Raw genomic sequence first — 17,485 nt, forward strand, 5'->3', positions numbered from 1 at the left:
TCGCCTATAAAGGGCCCTTCCGCCTTCGCTGCGAGGCGGCTCCAGGAGTCGATACCGTCATGATCGAAGCCAAAACCGCCAGGCGGGGCCTTGCGCTTGTTTTCACCACGCTGCTGCTCGACATCACCGGCATCGGCATCATCATGCCGGTGCTGCCGGCCTATCTGCAGGAACTGACCGGCGTCGGGGTCAGCGAAGCGGCGATCGAAGGCGGCTGGCTGTTCTTCGTCTATGCGGCCATGCAGTTCCTGTTCGCGCCGCTGGTCGGCAATCTCAGCGACCGCTTCGGCCGTCGTCCGATCCTGCTGGCCTCGGTGCTGACCTTCGCCGTCGACAATCTGATCTGCGCGGTGGCCTGGTCGTATTGGGTCCTGTTCATCGGCCGGGTGCTGGCCGGCATCAGCGGCGCCAGCTATTCGACCGCCTCCGCCTTCATCGCCGATGTCAGCACCGACGAGAACAGGGCGAAGAATTTCGGCCTGCTTGGCATCGCCTTCGGCGTCGGTTTCGTCATCGGCCCGGTGCTGGGCGGGTTGCTCGGCGAATTCGGGCCGCGCGTGCCGTTCTGGGGCGCGGCGGTGCTTGCTCTGATCAACTTCATCGTCGGCTGGTTCTTCCTGCCGGAAACGCTGGAGCAGCATCACCGGCGCCGCTTCGAATGGCGCCGCGCCAATCCTCTCGGCGCCCTGAAGCAGATGCGCAATTACAAGGGGATCGGCTGGATCGGCCTGGTGTTCTTCCTGATGACGCTCGGTCACATGATGTACCCTGCCGTGTGGTCGTTCGTCGGCAGTTACCGCTACGGCTGGAGCGAACAGCAGATCGGCTTCTCACTCGGCGTCTTCGGCCTTGGCGGGGCGTTGGTGATGGGTTTTGTCCTGCCACGCGTCATCCCACGGCTCGGCGAATGGCGGACCGCCGCCATCGGCCTTGCTTTTACCGCGCTCGCCGCCTTCGGCTATGCCGCGGCGTGGAAGGGCTGGATGATCTATGCGGTGATCGTGGCGACCTGCCTCGAGGCGCTGGCCGATCCGCCGCTGCGGAGCCTGGCGGCGGCCAAGGTGCCGCCCTCCGCGCAAGGCGAATTGCAAGGTGCGATGACGAGCGTGTTTTCGATCACCAGCATCATAACGCCGCTGCTTTATACGGGAATCTTCGCCTGGTTCACCGGGCCGAGCGCGCCGGTGACGTTCGGCGGCGCGCCCTTTGTGCTCGGCGGCATCTTTCTCGCCCTGTCGCTGATCGCATTCGTGCTCAGGGTCGAAAGACCGGCCGCGGTGAAAGACGTCGCGACGGCGACGGTGGCCTAAAGCGTGTCGCGTTTGAACGGACTCATGCGACGCGCTTTAAGTTCTGGTTTTGATGCATCTCGTTATCGCAAAACCGCTGCGTACTCTCGGGTCAGGCCCGAGGGCATGCTTTTGCGCGCCACGCATTGGGGCATGCCCTAGGGTTCAATCCATTGCCCCGGAATATCCAGTGCCTTCGCCAGCAGCGCCCGGGTCTGCGCCGATGGCTTACGGCGATTGGACTCAAGATCCGACAGGAAACCCTGGCTGACACCGATCGTGGTCGCCAATTCGGCCTGCGTCAGCCGCCGCCAGTTGCGCAGCGCCTTGAGCCGGCTGGAGCCCCGCAAAATTTCCATGGTCACGTCCGCAGGCAGGGGGTTTTCCGTTTTGAGATCAGCCTTTCGCTCGTCGTAGATCGCCACATCGGCAGCGTCTTCAAGAGCCTCTTCGGCCGCGTGCAACAGAGCCTCGTAGTCCGCTTTTGGGATAACGACAAGTTCTTCGCCAGTTGGCGTCGTTATGATTTGGGGGGCGTTCATGGTGTCCTGTCCTGCTATCACCGACGGTAGGTTGTCGTTTCTCGTTTGCCGATGTAGATCGCGAGGATCGTCGTGCGGTCTTCATCGAATATGATCCGGTAGCGACCGATCCGCAGTCTGTAGCCGTCCCTGCCGGCAAGGCGCTTGATATCTCCCCGCCCGCTGACGGCATAGGAGATCAGGCCTTCGGAGACCTGCTCGCGGACATCTGTCGGCAGGTTGTCGAGATCGCGAGCCGCCGATACCGAGAGGATAATCGTCTTCACGGTGATGATATCGCAGATTTATCGCCGAAAGTTAAGCGATATTATTGCCGAGACTTCTCGCGTACAGATAGTCAGCGCTCTGCCAGCGCCGGCTCGCCGCGCTTTTCGCGGATGAGATTGACGAAGCGGCGGAACAGATAATGCGAGTCCTGCGGGCCCGGCGAGGCTTCGGGATGGTGCTGGACCGAAAACACCGGCCTGCCGGTCAGGGTGATGCCGCAGTTCGAGCCGTCGAACAGCGAGACATGGGTTTCTTCGACGCCCGTGGGCAACGAGCCGGCATCGACGGCAAAGCCGTGGTTCATCGAGACGATCTCAACCTTGCCGGTGGTGTGATCCTTGACCGGATGATTGGCGCCGTGATGGCCTTGATGCATTTTGGCGGTCTTGCCGCCAAGCGCCAGCGCCAGCATCTGGTGGCCGAGGCAGATGCCGAAGACCGGGATGTCGGTCTTCAGCAAGTCCCGGATGACCGGAACGGCATAGTCGCCGGTGGCTTCCGGGTCGCCGGGACCGTTGGAGAGAAAGATGCCGTCGGGCCGCATGGCGAGGATATCCTCGGCGCCGGTGTTGGCCGGCACTACGGTGACCTTGGCGCCCAGGCCGGCAAGCAGGCGCAATATGTTGCGTTTTACGCCGTAGTCGATGGCGACGACATGCATGGACGGATCGGTCTGTTCGCCAAAGCCCTCGTCCCAGACCCACGGCGTCTCGCGCCAGACCGAGGACTGGCCGGAAGTGACGTCCTTGGCCAGGTCAAGCCCGATCAGGCCGGACCAGGCAGCGGCGCGGCGCTTCAGCTCCTCGATGTCGAAGATGCCGTCGGGCGCGTGCGCGATGACGGCGTTGGACATGCCCTTTTCGCGGATCAGCGCGGTCAGCGCGCGGGTGTCGATGCCCGAAAGCGCAACGATGCCGCGTTTCTTCAGCCATTGGTCGAGACCAGAAGCGGCGCGATAGCTGGACGGATTGGTGACGTCGGCCTTGAACACGGCGCCGACTGCGCCGGCGCGGGCAACAGGGTTGAGATCCTCGATGTCCTCGTCATTGGTGCCGATATTGCCGATATGCGGAAAGGTGAAGGTGACGATCTGGCCGGCATAGGACGGGTCGGTGAGGATTTCCTGATAGCCTGTCAGCGCGGTGTTGAAGCAGACTTCGGCGACGGCGGAGCCAATGGCGCCAAGGCCGCGGCCCTCGATGACGGTGCCGTCGGCCAGCACCAGCAAGGCGGTCGGCTTCTCGGTGGCCCAAGTGGGGGTCGACGCGGGGGTCGACGCGGCGGTCATCGTTGCCATGGCGGCACTCCTAAAGGCTGCGCCCTTCAATCGGCGCAACGAAAGGCGCGAAGCAGCGATTTCACAGCCTCGGCGCCCAACTAAAAATTCAGTTCATGCAAGGCCCAGTACATAGGGGAAGGCGCCAGAGCGGTCAATGATGCGACGCCCGCAGCCGCGATTTATTTCGTCGAGCAATATCAGCGGTTTGCCGGGTGGCGTCGAATTTGCCTTGGGCATTCGGCACGGCTATTGTCCGTCGCATTCGAAGGAGAAAGCATCATGCGCGGCAAAATCGCCGAATCCCTGAAGAGCGCGATGAAGGCGCAGGACAAGCGCCGGCTGCCGACACTGCGGCTGATCCAGGCGGCCATTCACGATCGCGACATCGCCAATCGCGGCGCCGGCAAGGAGCCGGCCAGCGACGACGAGATCCTGCAGATCCTGGCCAAGATGGTGAAGCAGCGCGAAGAGTCGGCCAAGGCTTTCGACGACGGCAAGCGGCCGGAGCTTGCCGCGCAGGAGCGCGACGAGATGGGCATCATCCGCGATTTCCTGCCGACGCAACTGGGCCAGGCAGAGACCGAAACGGCGATCCGCGCCGCCATCGCCGAGACCGGCGCCAGCAGCGTCAAGGACATGGGCAAGGTTATTGCCGTGCTCAAGGAAAAATACGCCGGCCAGATGGATTTCTCCAAGGCGAGCGGCATCGTCAAGGGACTGCTGCAGTAGGATTTTGCCGCTGCAGCGAGCTCGTAAGGCATTGGAGGAGGCGACAGCGAGGCGCCAGCCCTGGCCGCATATGATTGATTCTCAGGCGCTCTTCGGTTTCTGAGAGCGGGCGGGGCGGGCGGCAGCTCGCACCGACAGGTTCAGTGCCACGGCGGCGCGAATGAGCGCCTTCAACGCCTCTTCATCGATCTTGTCGCCCTCATGGATGTCGATGGCGCGCCTGGTGTTGCCTTCGAGGCTGGAGTTGAAGAGGCCAGATGGGTCCTCCAGCGTGGCGCCCCTGGCGAAAGTCATTTTCACGACATTCTTGTAGGTCTCACCGGTGCAGATAATTCCGGCGTGTTCCCACACCGGAACCCCTCTCCACTTCCACTCCTCGACCACTTCGGGATCGACCTGCTTGATGAGGGTTCGGATCCGAGCGAGCATCTCGCCCCGCCAATCGCTCAGATCTTTGATTCTCGCATCTATCAATTGAGAGGGGGTGTCTCCTCCTGCTCCCTCCGTCGAGCCGCCCTTCTTCATGGCTGTTGTCGCTTTGGTCATGATTGGTCCCAGTGGCTTTGTGAACGTTCGACGTCCGGCGTACGCATCGATGCGGCGAGCCGTTTGCCGTTCCGGCGCGAGCAACAAACTCTCGACGTCGAAGAGGAACCTTCGTCGCTCCAGACCCGTTTTGCAACCAGGATCATACGAAAAATGGAGCTTCGATTTGGCGGTGCGTTTGTTGAACATTTTCGGCGCCGCCACCAGCGCCGGCGCCTATTCGCCAGGGCAGGAACAAGCCCCCGCGGCGTTTCGGCGCCATGGGCTCGCAGAGGCGCTCGCCAGCCGAGGCAGAACCATCAGGGATCATAGCGATGTTGCATCGTTCCGCTGGCGACCGGACTCTTCGAGGCCGCAGGCCATGAACCTGGAGGCCGTGCGCGGGGCCTGTGACTTGGTCGCAAGCCACGTGGCGACGGCGATTTCGGCGCAGGAAGACGTGCTTGTTTTGGGCGGCGATTGTACCGTGGAGTTGGGCACGGTCGCCGGGGCGAACGCGGCCGGCGCGCGGATCGGACTCGTCTACATGGACTTTGACGCCGATCTCAACACACCTGACACGAGCGACGGCGCCTTGGACTGGACTGGTGTCGCCCATCTGCTCAACATCCCGGGATGCGAGCCTTCGCTCGCAGGGCTCGGCCCAACGCGTCCGATGCTCGTGCCTCAGCAACTTCTCTATTTCGGCGTCGAGAATATCACTCCGCCTGAAGCCGCCGCGATCAGGGATAATGCGATCAAGGTCATTTCGCGTGAGGAAGCTTTGATTGATATCGAGGCGGCGGCGGCGCGCGCGGCCGAATGGGCGGCGCGCTTTGACTGTGTGCTTATTCACTTCGATGTCGATGTACTCTCCTTTATCGATTTCCCGATTGCGGAGAATGTGCGCCGTTGCGACGGTCTCAAACTGGAGCAGGCCGCCTTCGCGCTAAGGCAGTTGACCGCCCTGATGCAATGGCGCGGCCTGACCATTACAGAAGTTAATCCGGCTCACGCGCCAGACGAGACCGCCGCGTTCGCCCGCTTGAATGAGGTGCTTGCAGACGCCCTTGGCTAATTCGCGATGCATCTCACATTCGCTCGCCGGGCAATTGGCTGGCCTGCTTCACCCAGGCGGCAAACTGAGCTTCGTCGAGTTGGTCCTCATGAATGTCGAGATAGCGCACGTCCTTGTGCTTGGACTGGCCGGGAGGAGGAGGACGCAGCGACGTGCCCCGGAAGAAGGTCACTTTGACGTAGCGGGTGAAGACATGGAACGACAGGAACCAGCCTTGCCCCTCGATGCCGTAAAACGGCGAGTTCCATTTGACGGCCTTGTGCACGCCGGGGACGGTGCGCGCGATGATTGCGTCGAGACGGCGCCCGACGTCGCTTTTCCAGCCCGGCATGGCCGCGATGTAGGCCTGCACGGGAGCGTCGCCTTCGGCCTTCGCGATCTGGGGGTTGCCGCCTGCGAGGAGTGCCGGCTTCGCTTCCTTGCCGGACTGCGGCTTCGGCGTCGCCTTGCGCGGTTTGGTTGCCGCGCCCCGCTCGGCGGCGGCCTTCGCCGACTTCTCGGACCTGTGGTCGGCCATTGTGTTCACTCCAAAGTAGGTGGACCCAATCGATGACATTTGATTGTAGAAAGCCGCCCCTGAAGATCAACTTCAGAATCCGAGGGCGGCAGCGGAGCGATCGTACGTCATGGTTGAACTCGTCAAACCGGCGCTTAAACATCTGCCGTCGTATAAGGCCGCCCTTGAGCGCGGCTGGTCGCCGGACAATGTGCGGCTGATGGAGGCGACGCGTGAGCAGCTTGCGGCCATCGAAAAGAATCCAACGGCCTTCCTCGCCGATCTCGACGACCCCGATGCCAAGGGCGGTCCGATCACCTTGCCTGATGGGACGAAAGTGCCGCGCCTGCCGGGATTCCGGCGCTGGATCTGGGACGGCGAAGTCGCCGGCTCGATCGGCTTGCGCTGGCAACGCGGCACCGCCGAGCTGCCGCCACATGTGCTCGGCCACATCGGTTATGCCGTAGTGCCATGGAAACGGCGGCGCGGCTATGCGACAGAGGCAGTGAGGCTGATGCTCGGCGAGGCGAGGACGCTCGGCCTGCCCTTCGTCGAGATCACCGCCAAGCCGGGTAATCTCGCCTCGCAGAAGGTGGTCCTGGCCAATGGCGGACGGCTCGTCGGGCGATTCTTCGAGGACGCTGCCTATGGCGGCGCCGAAAGCCTGCGCTATCGCATCGACCTGTAGCGCCTGCCGACTATTCGGCAGCGGCCGGCAGCGGCGGCATCGTGTTTCGGCGCCACTCCCAGATATGTGAGGCGAGCGCGACCGCCACGGCGACCAGCATGGCCATGGCGCCAACCACCGGCAGGCTGCGATAGCCATAACCGGCATTGAGCATGGCGGCGCCGAGCGAGGCGGCCAGCGCGATGCCGACATTGAAGCCGGCCGGGATAAGCGATGAGGCGAGATTGGAGGCGTCCGCCGTCCAGGTCAGGATACGGGTCTGGATCGGGGTGCCGATGGCAAAGCTGAGACCACCCCAGATAGTGATCGCAACGACCATCGGCACCGGGTACGGGCTGGCGGCGTAAATGACGGCAAGTGTCACCGCCTGCATGAAAAGCATGGTGATGAGCGACGGCATCAGTTTCCAGTCGGCGAGCCGCCCGCCAAGAAAGACGCCGATCGTCGCGCCGACACCGTTGAGTAGCAGCACCCAGGGCACCAGGCCCTCGCCGAGGCCGGTGACTTCAAGCAGCGTCGGCGTGATGTAGGTGAACAGGCCGAACTGGCCGATCATCAGCATCAGCATGAGGATTAGCGACGTCCAAACCTGCTGGCGTGCGAGCACGCGGACCTCGCTGCCGAAACTGACGGGCCGGCGCGACGATCCCGTCCGGCGCGGCAGGAGGGCGGCCATGGCGGCGATGGAAACCACACCAAGCGCGCACATCACCCAGAACGTCGCGCGCCACCCCCAAATACTGCCGATTGCCGTGCCGGCCGGCACGCCGATGACATTGGAGACCGTGAGGCCCGACAGGATGAGCGCCACGGCCATTCCACGCTGATCCTGGCGGACCAGGCCGACCGCAACCACCATCGCGACGCCGAAATAGGCGCCGTGCGCCACGGCCACTGCAATCCGCAACAGCAACATGGAGGCGAAGTCGGGCGCAAGGGCGCAGGCGGCCTGGCCGATGGTGAAGGCTGCGGCAAGGCTAAGCAGCAACGCCTTGCGGGAAATCGTCTTGGTAGCGAGCGTCAACAGCGGTCCGCCGATCGCGATGCCGCCGGCGTAGCCGGAGACGAGGTAGCCGGCGGTCGGGATGGAGACGCCAAGGCCGTCCGCCACCTGCGGCAGCACGCCGGCGATGACGAACTCGGTGGTGCCGAATGCGAACGCAGCGATGAACAGGGCGATGAGGGGAAGCATGGCGCGGGAAGGCGATCCTTGAATGAGATGGCTCAAACCACGAACAAGAGCGGCGGGCAATCCAGAAATTCTCGACGCCGCTTTAGGTTTTCTTGATCGGTTCAGCCAGGCTCCGCCGCACAAGGCTAGACGGTCGTCGTCTTCCTTCCGTAGGGGATTTTCAACCACGCCCGCTCGTGAAAATAGTAGAGCAGCGATTTGGTGATGACCTCGGTCACGCCGATGGCCGCAGCGAGCTTGATGCTGCCTGTCACGATGAGCGAAATGATTATCGTGTCGACCGTGCCGGTGACGCGCCAGGAAAGCGCCTTGGCGAAACTGCGCGAATGGGTATCCATCGACTTTTCTCCCGGCGGATTTGAACCGATCCTTAGAGCGCCTTGCGTTCTGGTGGGACCAAAACCGCGCTCCAGGTCTTTGCTTGACGCGTGTTGTCGGACGCCATGCGAAGACGGTTGGCTGAAAAATGCTCTAGCCGACAGACGGGAGGGTTAGCAAAGACTAATTTTCGCGCGCCGGCTCCGGGCAATTCCCGCGCTGGGCCCAATCTATCCGGCTTTCAGCCGCGAGCCGGTGAGCAGGCCGCGTTCCTCGAGCACGGGGTAGGCCATCGAGGCGAGCAGCGAGTTGATCTGCTTCAGGTCGCGGATGGTGTCGAGATGGATGGAACTGGTCTCGACGCTCTTGGCGGTGCCGTCGCGCAGCCGCACGAAATGGCTGGCGCTGGTCTCCTTCTCGCGGTCGCGCAGCCGATCCTTTTCCAGCACCAGCTGGCGGGCGGTCTCCGGATCGCGCGAGACCAGCACGTTGAAGGCAAGCCGCGCGTTGGCGAGCACCGAAGCGTGGAAGGCGCTAAGCTCGCGCCAACCCTCGGGCGTGAACGCCAGCCCGCGCTCGAGCTTCTTCCTGACATGCACCAGCATGTTGCGCACGATGATATCGCCGACCTGTTCGAGCTTGACGCAGGCGCCGATCAACTCCTGGCAACGCAGCGCCTCGTCCTCGCTCAGCGGGTTCCTGGTGACCTTGGCCAGATAGAGCTTTATCGACGCATGTTTCTTGTCGACGCGGTCGTCGAGCGCGGCCAGCGCCTTGATCTTGTCGGCGTCGGCGCTTTCATAGAGCTCGATGATGCGCTTCAGCATGATCTCGACCGTCTCGCAGACCCGCACCACCTCACGGGTGGCGTTGGCCAGCGCCTGGCTCGGCACATCGAGGGCGCTGTCGTTGAGCGCGGACAACTCGACGACGTCGAGCGCTTCTGCCGGCGCCGGTTTGGTGCCGAGCGCCACGATCTTTTCCGAAACGCGGTAGACGAGGCCGGCCAATGGCAGGCCGGCAACCAGGATCAGGATGTTGAAGAGGATATGGGCGTTGACGATCTGGTCGGGCACGGTGGCGCCGAGAAACGCAACCGACGGTTTCAACCACAGGAACAGGATCAGCATGGCCAGCGAGCCCATGCCGCGCATCAGGAGATTGCCGATCGGTACGACGCGCACGCCCGGCTCCGCATTGCGGGTGAGCAGCGGCGCGATGATCGACGAACCCAGATTGACGCCGAGCACCAGCACGATGCCGAGTTCGGGCGGGATGAAGCCGCGGCCGGCGAGCGTCACCATCAAAAGGACCGCGGCGATCGAGGAATGGAACAGCCAGGTGACCAGCGCCGCCAGCAGATAGGCGGTGACCGGATCGCCGGAGAAGTAATCGACGACGACCGGCATCAGGGTGCTCTGGCGCAGCGGCTCCGAGGCCTGGCCGATCATTTCCAGCGACAACACCAGCAGGCCGATGCCGACCAGGATGCGGCCGAACTGGCGCCAGTCGCGCCGCTCGGTGGCCATGAACATGACGGTGCCGGCGACAAGACAGACCGGCACCAGCAGCGACAGGTCGAAGGTGAGCAGCTTGACCACCAGCGCCGAGCCGATCTCGGCGCCGCGCACGGCAAGCTGGCCCGATATACCGCTGACGATGCCGGCGCCGGCGAAGGAGCCGACCAGCAAGGTGACGGCGGTGGAGCTTTGCAGGGCGATCGCCAGGCCGCAGCCGGCCAGAACCGCCATGAAAGGATTGCGCATGGTGGCGCGCAGCTTGTGGCGCAGCACATCGCCATAGGCGCGCTCGACACCTGTCTTCACCAGCCGGGTGGCAAACAGCATCAGCGCCACCGCGCCGGCAAGATGCAGCAAAACGACCGAACCGCTCATGTCAGGCTCGCATTCCGACAGCCACCAGCAATATGGGAGCCGTGATGGCAAAGGCGCAAAAGAGGGGGCGAATCAAGGACATTGCAAAGGTCGATACTACTCCGATTACTTTTAGCCGGGTAATAAATTTTGCCCAATTCGGCCGGCTGTTGCGCGACAGGGCGTGTCGGAAATGGATGGATCGCAAAATGGTTGCATCGCCGGCCGGCTTCTTGATGGTCGCGCGTTCAAGTGCCGGCGACCGCTTCAGATCAGGTTTGAGCTGAGTGTTGAATTAGCTATTATAAATATTTGAAATCATTACAAAAATGTAATCCGTGTGTTCAGTTTCGGTTCATTTTTCGGGCTCTATTGCTTGGGCATCGACAACCAAGGAGTACCCCGTCATGAAACGTATCATTCTTTCCGCAGTCGCCGTGTCGGTGCTGGCTGCGACGTCCCTGCAGGGCCAGGCAGCGCCGCTGAACGCGCCGAACGCACCGCAGTCGCCCTACAGCCAGGTCGACTGGAAGAAGCCGGACAGGCACGTCAAGACGCGCGTCGTGGTGAAGAAGAAAGTCGTCGTCAAGAGGAACCATTGGCGCAACGGCCAGAGATATTCGAGCTGGAGGCGCCACCAGCCGGTCCGCGACTATCGCCACTATGGCCTGCGTCGTCCGGGCCGTGGCCAGGAATGGATCCGCGTCGGCAACGACTATCTCTTGGTCAGCGTCGTCTCCGGCATCATCTTCGGCGCGATTGCCGCGCACTGACCGTCAAACGTCGACCGGCGCAATGCCGGATAGGAAGGAAGGCGGCTTGCAACGGCCGCCTTCTTTTTGCCCTGTGAAAACCGGGTATGGTTCGCATTAGGAGTCGTCGGGTTTCGCCGGCGTGATTATATGGACGCAAACGAGCCGTTTCCGATGCGCTTTCCACCTGCCTTCCTCGACGAGATACGCGACCGCGTGCCGATTTCCTCGGTGATCGGCCAGCGCGTGGCGTGGGACAGGAAGAAGACCAACCCGCCGCGCGGCGATTATTGGGCGTGCTGTCCCTTCCATGGCGAGAAGAGCCCGTCCTTTCACTGCGAGGACAAGAAGGGACGCTATCATTGCTTCGGCTGCTCGGTTTCGGGTGACCACTTCAAATTCCTCACCGAACTCGACGGAATGAGCTTTCCCGAAGCGGTCGAGAAGATCGCCGACATGGCCGGGGTGCCGATGCCGTTGCGCGATGCCCAGGAGGAACGGCGCGAAAAGGAACGCGCCAGCCTGACCGAAGTCATGGAAATGGCGACCGCCTTCTTCCAGGAGCGGCTGCAGGGACCGGAAGGCGCAAAAGCCCGCGCCTATCTGCGCGACCGCGGGCTGACGCCGGCGACGCAGCAGTCGTTCCGGCTCGGCTATGCGCCCGACAGTCGCAATGCGCTGAAGGAGCATCTTGCCGCCAAGGGCGTGCCCAAGGCCGATATCGAGGCATGCGGGCTGGTGCGCCATGGCGACGACGTTCCGGTTTCCTACGATTGGTTCCGCGACCGCATCATGTTCCCGATCCCGGACTCCAGAGGCAAGATAATCGCCTTTGGCGGGCGGGCGCTGGCAGCCGATGCGCTCGCCAAATACATGAATTCGCCCGACACCGAGCTCTTCCACAAGGGCAACGTGCTCTATAATTTCGCCCGAGCGCGCCAAGCGCTGGGAAAGGGGGCGCTGGGAAAGGGGGCGCTGGGAAAGGGGGCGCTGGCCAAGGGCGGCACGGTGATTGCGGTCGAGGGCTATATGGACGTGATCGCGCTGGCGCAGGCCGGTTTCGAAAATGTCGTGGCGCCGCTCGGCACCGCGCTGACCGAAAACCAGCTTGAACTGCTGTGGCGGATGGCCGGCGAGCCGGTGCTGTGCTTCGATGGCGACCAGGCCGGACTGAAGGCGGCATGGCGCGCCGCCGACATGGCGCTGCCGGCGGTCCAGGCAGGCCGCTCGGTGCGTTTTGCGCTTCTGCCCGAAGGCAAGGACCCCGACGATCTGGTCAAGGCCGAAGGGCCGGACGCGTTTGGCGCCGTGCTTTCCGAGGCGCGGCCGCTCGCCGACCTTTTGTGGATGCGCGAAACGGCCGGCGGCATCTTCGACACGCCGGAACGACGGGCGGAACTGGAAAAAACGCTGCGCGAACTGACCAGCCGCATCCGCGACGAGAGCTTGCGCTATCACTACCAACAGGAAATGCGCGAGCGAGTGCTAAGCTTTTTCGGCGCCCAGCGCGGCGCGCGCCAAACCTATCAAGGGGGGCGCCAAGATGGGCGGTCCGGCGGGCGCTTTCAGGGCAAGGGCTCAGCTGCTGGCGGGCAGTTCGCACGCGGCGGCAATGCCGGTGGACGCACCGCGATCACCGAAAGCCTTGGCCGCTCGGCGCTGGTCAAGCGCGGCAGCGAGGGGATGTCGGTGCGCGAGGCGACGATCATCGCAGCTCTTGTCAATCATCCGGCGCTGATCGACGAGAATTTCGCGCATGTCGAGTTCCTCGACCTCGCCAACACCGATCTGAAGCGATTGCACGCGGCGATCCTCGATGCGATGGCGCATGACATGGCCAACGACCGCAACGCGGTGATCGCGACGATCGAACGGGCCGGCTGCGGCGAGATCTGGGCGCGCGTGGTGGCGCTGATCAAACGGGCGCGGCAATGGCCGGCGCTGGAAACAGCCGGACTTGACGATGCCCGCGACGCCTTCAGCCAGGCGCTCCACTTGCAGCGCAGCGCGCGCACATTACATAAGGAGCTGAAACAGGCAGAAGCGGCGCTCGCCAGCGATCCCACGGACGAAAATTACCGGCATCTCGTCGAGATCCAGGCGCAATTTCGTGATGTGCAGGCAACGGAGGCGCTGATCGAAGGGTTCGGCGTGTCTTCGGGCAGGGCCGGGCGGGTGTAGGTCGAAGCTTACGAAAGAGTGAAAGTGCAGACCATGCTTGGGCGCCGAATCAGCCGCGGCGCTTTAAGTCGGGTAATTGATTCGCTTTTTTCATGCGAATCATGCGAGAGGCGCTTGACCTTCTGGCAGAATGACGGAATCAGGACGATTCGAAACGTTAACCCGCGCCGGCGTCGACGGAAATGCAGCGATGTGAGGTACCGGTCACTGGACAGGCAGTCAGCCTGCCACAGATACCAGGGTTAATCTGGACTTAACGAGAGATGCAGTTACTGGCCCGGGGAAACGCGTTCTAGCGCGAGCGCATCTGATAAACCGGTACGGCAGCTTACGCGGCTTGATACTTATGCGGCTAGATACCTGGCCGCTTGGAGAAAATAAAGAATGGCGACAAAAGAAAAGGAAGAGGTCGAGACCGAACGTGAAGGCGCCACCGATGGCCCTCTGCTCGACCTTTCCGACGATGCTGTCAAGAAGATGATCAAGGCCGCCAAGAAGCGCGGCTATGTCACCATGGACGAACTGAATTCGGTGCTACCCTCGGAGGAAGTCACCTCCGAGCAGATCGAGGACACGATGGCCATGCTCTCCGACATGGGCATCAACGTGGTCGAGGACGACGAGCAGGGCGAGGAGCCCGAAGCCGCCGACGCGGCTGCCGACGCCGAGGAAGACGCCAACGAACTGGCCGAGCAGACCGGTACCGCCGTAGCTGCGACGACCACCAAGAAAGAGCCGACCGATCGAACCGACGATCCGGTTCGCATGTATCTGCGCGAGATGGGCTCGGTCGAGCTTCTGTCGCGCGAGGGCGAAATCGCGATTGCCAAGCGCATCGAGGCTGGCCGCGAGACGATGATCGCGGGCCTGTGCGAAAGCCCGCTGACCTTCCAGGCCATCATCATCTGGCGTGATGAGCTCAACGAATCGAAGATCCTCTTGCGCGAGATCATCGACCTCGAAGCGACCTATGCCGGACCGGAGGCCAAGCAGGCGCCGGTGGTCGAGCGGATCGAGGAAGCCAAGACCGACGACAAGCCGCGCCGTTCGCGCGAGGACGAGGACGACATCACCAATGTCGGCGGCGACACTCGCGGTCTGACTGATGACGACGAGGAAGACGAGGACGAAGCCAGCCTGTCGCTGGCGGCGATGGAAGCGGAGCTGCGCCCGCAGGTGATGGAGACGCTCGACGTCATCGCCGACACCTACAAGAAGTTGCGCAAGCTGCAGGACCAGCAGGTCGAGAACCGGCTGGCTGCCGCCGGCACGCTGTCGCCCAGCCAGGACCGCCGGCTGAAGGAGCTGAAGGACCAGCTGATCAAGGCGGTGAAGTCGCTATCCCTGAACACGGCGCGCATCGAGGCATTGGTCGAGCAACTCTACGACATCAACAAGCGCCTGGTGCAGAACGAAGGCAAGCTGTTGCGGCTGGCCGAAAGCTATGGCGTGCGCCGCGAGGAATTCCTGAAGGAGTATCAGGGCTCGGAGCTCGATCCCAACTGGACGCGCTCGATCGGCAATCTGACCTCGCGCGGCTGGAAGGAATTCACCAAGAACGAGAAGGACGCGATCCGCGACCTGCGCGCCGAGATCCAGAACCTCGCCACCGAAACGGCGATCTCGATCCTGGAATTCCGCAGGATCGTCAACCAGGTGCAGAAGGGCGAGCGCGAAGCCGCGATCGCCAAGAAGGAAATGGTCGAGGCCAATCTGCGCCTCGTCATTTCCATCGCCAAGAAATACACCAATCGCGGCCTGCAGTTCCTCGATCTGATCCAGGAAGGCAATATCGGCCTGATGAAGGCGGTCGACAAATTCGAATATCGCCGCGGCTACAAGTTCTCGACCTATGCGACGTGGTGGATCCGGCAAGCGATCACCCGCTCGATCGCCGACCAGGCGCGCACCATCCGCATTCCGGTGCATATGATCGAGACGATCAACAAGATCGTGCGCACCTCGCGCCAGATGCTGCACGAGATCGGCCGCGAGCCGACGCCGGAGGAACTGGCGGAAAAGCTCGCCATGCCGCTGGAAAAAGTGCGCAAGGTGCTGAAGATCGCCAAGGAACCGATCTCGCTCGAAACGCCGGTCGGCGACGAGGAGGATTCGCATCTGGGCGATTTCATCGAGGACAAGATGGCGATCCTGCCGATCGACGCGGCGATCCAGGCCAATCTGCGCGAGACGACGACGCGGGTGCTTGCTTCGCTTACCCCGCGTGAAGAGCGCGTGCTCAGAATGCGCTTCGGCATCGGCATGAACACCGACCACACGCTGGAGGAAGTCGGCCAGCAGTTCTCGGTCACCCGAGAGCGCATCCGCCAGATCGAAGCCAAGGCGCTGCGCAAGCTCAAGCACCCGAGCCGCTCGCGCAAGCTGCGGAGCTTCCTCGACAGCTGATGCCGGGCAACGAATAACAATTTAAAGGGCGCTGCGGCGTCCTTTTTCGTTCAGGGATTGTCTCGCCGGACGGTGCGGTTGTTGTTGCAGCATACCGGCTGTGGGAGGATAATCGGGTGTCGGATGCATTTTCTGGGCGACAAACCCGGATGCCCGCCCCGGCGGTGACGCCGCGCTCCGAGGCCTCCGGAGGGAGGTGTGCATGACAACCTATATCGTGCTGATCAACTGGACTGAGCAGGGCGCCAGAAATGTGCGCGAGTCGCCGAAGCGGCTCGATGCCGCCAAGAAGCTGCTGGGAGACATGGGCGGCTCGTTCAAGGCGTTTTATCTCACCATGGGCGAATGCGATATGGTGGCGGTCGTCGAAGCGCCCGACGATGCGGTGCTCGCTCGTTTCTCGCTGATGCTGGCGTCAGGCGGTAACGTGAGGACGCGGACGCTCAAGGCGTTCCCGGAATTGGCCTATCGCGAAATCGTCGCCTCGCTCGGCTGAGGCGTGCGCGGCCATAGACCCGCGCAAGCTGCCGGACATCGGACGGTCAGGCGCCGCTCGACGGCGCCCGGCCAATCTGGCTCGAAGGTGGCTGGCCGAAGCGGCTTGCCCGAAAATGTTGCGGGGCGAAGGTGTTTCCCGGATAGTCAGCGCAGCACTTTAACGCGCGTATCGACCCCATGCCCGAGCCTCTGCTGACCATCTGGTACAATACCCGTTGTCCGGTTTGCGATGCCGGCATCGTCAGGCAGAAGCGGCGGCTGATCGAGGCGATCAAGGCCGGGCGGATCGCGTTTCGCGACATCAATGCCGAACCGGCGGCGCTGGCCGGATACGGCGTGTCGCTGGAGGACATCCGGCGCCGGCTGCACGCAACCGATGCGGACGGCAGGCTGCTGGTCGGCGCCGACGTCGCAATTGCGGTCTGGCTGAGAACGCCGGGCGAGGGCTGGCTGGCAGCGCTGTTCGGCAACCGCGCCGCGCTGCCATTGACGCGCTATGCCTATGATCGCTTCGCCGATCTTCTCTATGCCTGGAACCGGCGCAAGGGCCGCTGGTAACCGGTATTAGCCAAGCTCGGTGACGAAATCAATCTGGTGGCACCGTTCTCAGATACATCGTAAGATATATCTTGACCCAACGACCTCATTCGCATAATTGAGATATATCGTAAGACATAACTCAAGGAACAGGCAATGCACGGACATCATCATTTCGGCGGGCATGCCGAGCGCGTTTTCATGCATATGGCCGGCAAGTTCGGCGGTCGTGGCGGCGGCTTCGGCCCATTCGGCCACGGCATGAGGGGCGGCGGGCGCGGTGGGCCGGGCGACATGTTCCGCGCCGGGCGTATGCTGGCCGACGGCGATCTCAAGCTGATCACGCTGTCGCTGCTGGCCGAGGCGCCGCGCCACGGCTATGACATCATCAAGGCGCTGGAGGAACGCACCAGCGGCGTCTACAGCCCGAGCCCCGGCGTGGTCTATCCGACGCTGACCTTCCTGGAAGAGGCCGGCTATGCCGTCTCGTCAGCGGAAGGCAACAAGAAGGTGTTTTCGATTACCGAGGCAGGGCAGGCGCATCTCAATGACAATCGCGAGATGATCGACCATGTGCTCGATCATCTCGAGCGTTTCGGCCGCAAGATGGCAAAGGCACGTGACTGGTTCGGCTGGAACGACGATGGCGAGGATAGCGGACGTCGCGGCCGCGGCGGTTCGGAAAAGCGTGACGAATTCCGCGCCGTGCGCCAGCGGCTACGCGCAGCCCTCGGCGACATTGTCGACGCGCCCGCTGAAAAACAGGCCGAGGCGATCGCGATATTGAAAGGGGCGGCCGAAGCCCTCGAAGCGCTGTCGCGCGACTGACTTCCA

At 62.9% G+C, this 17,485-nt stretch carries 19 protein-coding genes; 11 read left to right on the top strand and 8 right to left on the bottom strand.

Annotated features, from left to right (window positions below):
* Positions 1–59 precede the first annotated feature (59 nt).
* A complete protein-coding gene (locus tag AC0L2V_RS02165) occupies positions 60–1,310 on the top strand; it encodes a TCR/Tet family MFS transporter (RefSeq protein ID WP_473494827.1) in 1,251 nt (416 codons plus the stop codon).
* Between the two features lie 137 nt (positions 1,311–1,447).
* On the opposite strand, the gene AC0L2V_RS02170 is transcribed toward AC0L2V_RS02165, so the two are convergent.
* The 3 genes from AC0L2V_RS02170 to carA all read right to left on the bottom strand — a co-directional run bounded on the left by AC0L2V_RS02170 (position 1,448) and on the right by carA (position 3,395).
* The gene (locus AC0L2V_RS02170) at positions 1,448–1,831 is read right to left on the bottom strand and encodes a helix-turn-helix domain-containing protein (protein WP_473519292.1); all 384 of its coding nucleotides are present in this window, start codon (positions 1,829–1,831) and stop codon (positions 1,448–1,450) included.
* 17 nt (positions 1,832–1,848) lie between these two features.
* Positions 1,849–2,097 (bottom strand): type II toxin-antitoxin system RelE family toxin, encoded by a 249-nt coding sequence (locus AC0L2V_RS02175; RefSeq protein WP_027151153.1) that lies wholly within the window; start codon positions 2,095–2,097, stop codon positions 1,849–1,851.
* A 71-nt stretch (positions 2,098–2,168) separates the two neighbouring features.
* Positions 2,169–3,395: a glutamine-hydrolyzing carbamoyl-phosphate synthase small subunit gene (carA, locus tag AC0L2V_RS02180; RefSeq protein WP_473519293.1), complete on the bottom strand. Its 1,227-nt coding sequence runs from the start codon at positions 3,393–3,395 to the stop codon at positions 2,169–2,171.
* Positions 3,396–3,656: 261 nt separating this feature from the next.
* Between carA and AC0L2V_RS02185 the strand changes: the two genes are divergently transcribed.
* On the top strand, positions 3,657–4,106 hold the full coding sequence (locus tag AC0L2V_RS02185) for a GatB/YqeY domain-containing protein (RefSeq protein WP_473519294.1): 450 nt from the start codon (positions 3,657–3,659) through the stop codon (positions 4,104–4,106).
* Positions 4,107–4,187: 81 nt separating this feature from the next.
* Here AC0L2V_RS02185 and AC0L2V_RS02190 read toward each other — a convergent pair whose 3' ends face one another.
* The gene (locus AC0L2V_RS02190) at positions 4,188–4,652 is read right to left on the bottom strand and encodes a DUF1801 domain-containing protein (RefSeq protein WP_473519403.1); all 465 of its coding nucleotides are present in this window, start codon (positions 4,650–4,652) and stop codon (positions 4,188–4,190) included.
* A 172-nt stretch (positions 4,653–4,824) separates the two neighbouring features.
* Here AC0L2V_RS02190 and AC0L2V_RS02195 point away from each other — a divergent pair, with 172 nt between their 5' ends.
* Entirely contained in the window at positions 4,825–5,709 is an 885-nt protein-coding gene (locus AC0L2V_RS02195) for an arginase family protein (RefSeq protein WP_473519404.1), read from the top strand.
* A 13-nt stretch (positions 5,710–5,722) separates the two neighbouring features.
* On the opposite strand, the gene AC0L2V_RS02200 is transcribed toward AC0L2V_RS02195, so the two are convergent.
* Positions 5,723–6,226 carry a DUF1801 domain-containing protein gene (locus AC0L2V_RS02200; RefSeq protein ID WP_473519295.1) on the bottom strand — a complete coding sequence of 168 codons (504 nt, stop codon included), beginning with the start codon at positions 6,224–6,226 and terminating at the stop codon, positions 5,723–5,725.
* Positions 6,227–6,335: 109 nt separating this feature from the next.
* Here AC0L2V_RS02200 and AC0L2V_RS02205 point away from each other — a divergent pair, with 109 nt between their 5' ends.
* Positions 6,336–6,893, top strand: a complete 558-nt coding sequence (locus AC0L2V_RS02205; RefSeq protein WP_473519296.1) for a GNAT family N-acetyltransferase — start codon at positions 6,336–6,338, stop codon at positions 6,891–6,893.
* 10 nt (positions 6,894–6,903) lie between these two features.
* Here AC0L2V_RS02205 and AC0L2V_RS02210 read toward each other — a convergent pair whose 3' ends face one another.
* From AC0L2V_RS02210 to AC0L2V_RS02220, 3 genes are all read right to left on the bottom strand, one after another.
* Entirely contained in the window at positions 6,904–8,085 is a 1,182-nt protein-coding gene (locus tag AC0L2V_RS02210) for an MFS transporter (RefSeq protein ID WP_473519297.1), read from the bottom strand.
* 125 nt (positions 8,086–8,210) lie between these two features.
* Positions 8,211–8,423 carry a DUF2061 domain-containing protein gene (locus tag AC0L2V_RS02215; protein ID WP_023799755.1) on the bottom strand — a complete coding sequence of 71 codons (213 nt, stop codon included), beginning with the start codon at positions 8,421–8,423 and terminating at the stop codon, positions 8,211–8,213.
* Positions 8,424–8,633: 210 nt separating this feature from the next.
* Positions 8,634–10,298 carry a Na/Pi cotransporter family protein gene (locus AC0L2V_RS02220; RefSeq protein WP_473519298.1) on the bottom strand — a complete coding sequence of 555 codons (1,665 nt, stop codon included), beginning with the start codon at positions 10,296–10,298 and terminating at the stop codon, positions 8,634–8,636.
* A 44-nt stretch (positions 10,299–10,342) separates the two neighbouring features.
* Between AC0L2V_RS02220 and AC0L2V_RS02225 the strand changes: the two genes are divergently transcribed.
* The 7 genes from AC0L2V_RS02225 (at position 10,343) to AC0L2V_RS02255 (ending at position 17,479) form a co-directional block, all read left to right on the top strand.
* Positions 10,343–10,564, top strand: coding sequence for a hypothetical protein (locus AC0L2V_RS02225; RefSeq protein WP_473519299.1), 222 nt, complete (start codon positions 10,343–10,345; stop codon positions 10,562–10,564).
* Between the two features lie 120 nt (positions 10,565–10,684).
* The gene (locus tag AC0L2V_RS02230; RefSeq protein WP_473519300.1) at positions 10,685–11,050 is read left to right on the top strand and encodes an RcnB family protein; all 366 of its coding nucleotides are present in this window, start codon (positions 10,685–10,687) and stop codon (positions 11,048–11,050) included.
* A 153-nt stretch (positions 11,051–11,203) separates the two neighbouring features.
* Positions 11,204–13,210 (top strand): DNA primase, encoded by a 2,007-nt coding sequence (gene dnaG, locus AC0L2V_RS02235; RefSeq protein WP_473519405.1) that lies wholly within the window; start codon positions 11,204–11,206, stop codon positions 13,208–13,210.
* A 384-nt stretch (positions 13,211–13,594) separates the two neighbouring features.
* Positions 13,595–15,616 (top strand): RNA polymerase sigma factor RpoD, encoded by a 2,022-nt coding sequence (gene rpoD / locus AC0L2V_RS02240; protein ID WP_023799750.1) that lies wholly within the window; start codon positions 13,595–13,597, stop codon positions 15,614–15,616.
* Between the two features lie 202 nt (positions 15,617–15,818).
* On the top strand, positions 15,819–16,112 hold the full coding sequence (locus tag AC0L2V_RS02245; protein ID WP_473519301.1) for a GYD domain-containing protein: 294 nt from the start codon (positions 15,819–15,821) through the stop codon (positions 16,110–16,112).
* A 179-nt stretch (positions 16,113–16,291) separates the two neighbouring features.
* Entirely contained in the window at positions 16,292–16,672 is a 381-nt protein-coding gene (locus tag AC0L2V_RS02250) for a thiol-disulfide oxidoreductase DCC family protein (protein ID WP_473519302.1), read from the top strand.
* A 135-nt stretch (positions 16,673–16,807) separates the two neighbouring features.
* On the top strand, positions 16,808–17,479 hold the full coding sequence (locus AC0L2V_RS02255) for a PadR family transcriptional regulator (RefSeq protein ID WP_473494838.1): 672 nt from the start codon (positions 16,808–16,810) through the stop codon (positions 17,477–17,479).
* The last annotated feature ends 6 nt before the right edge of the window (positions 17,480–17,485 follow it).

It is taken from the genome of Mesorhizobium sp. WSM4814 (genome assembly GCF_055811595.1).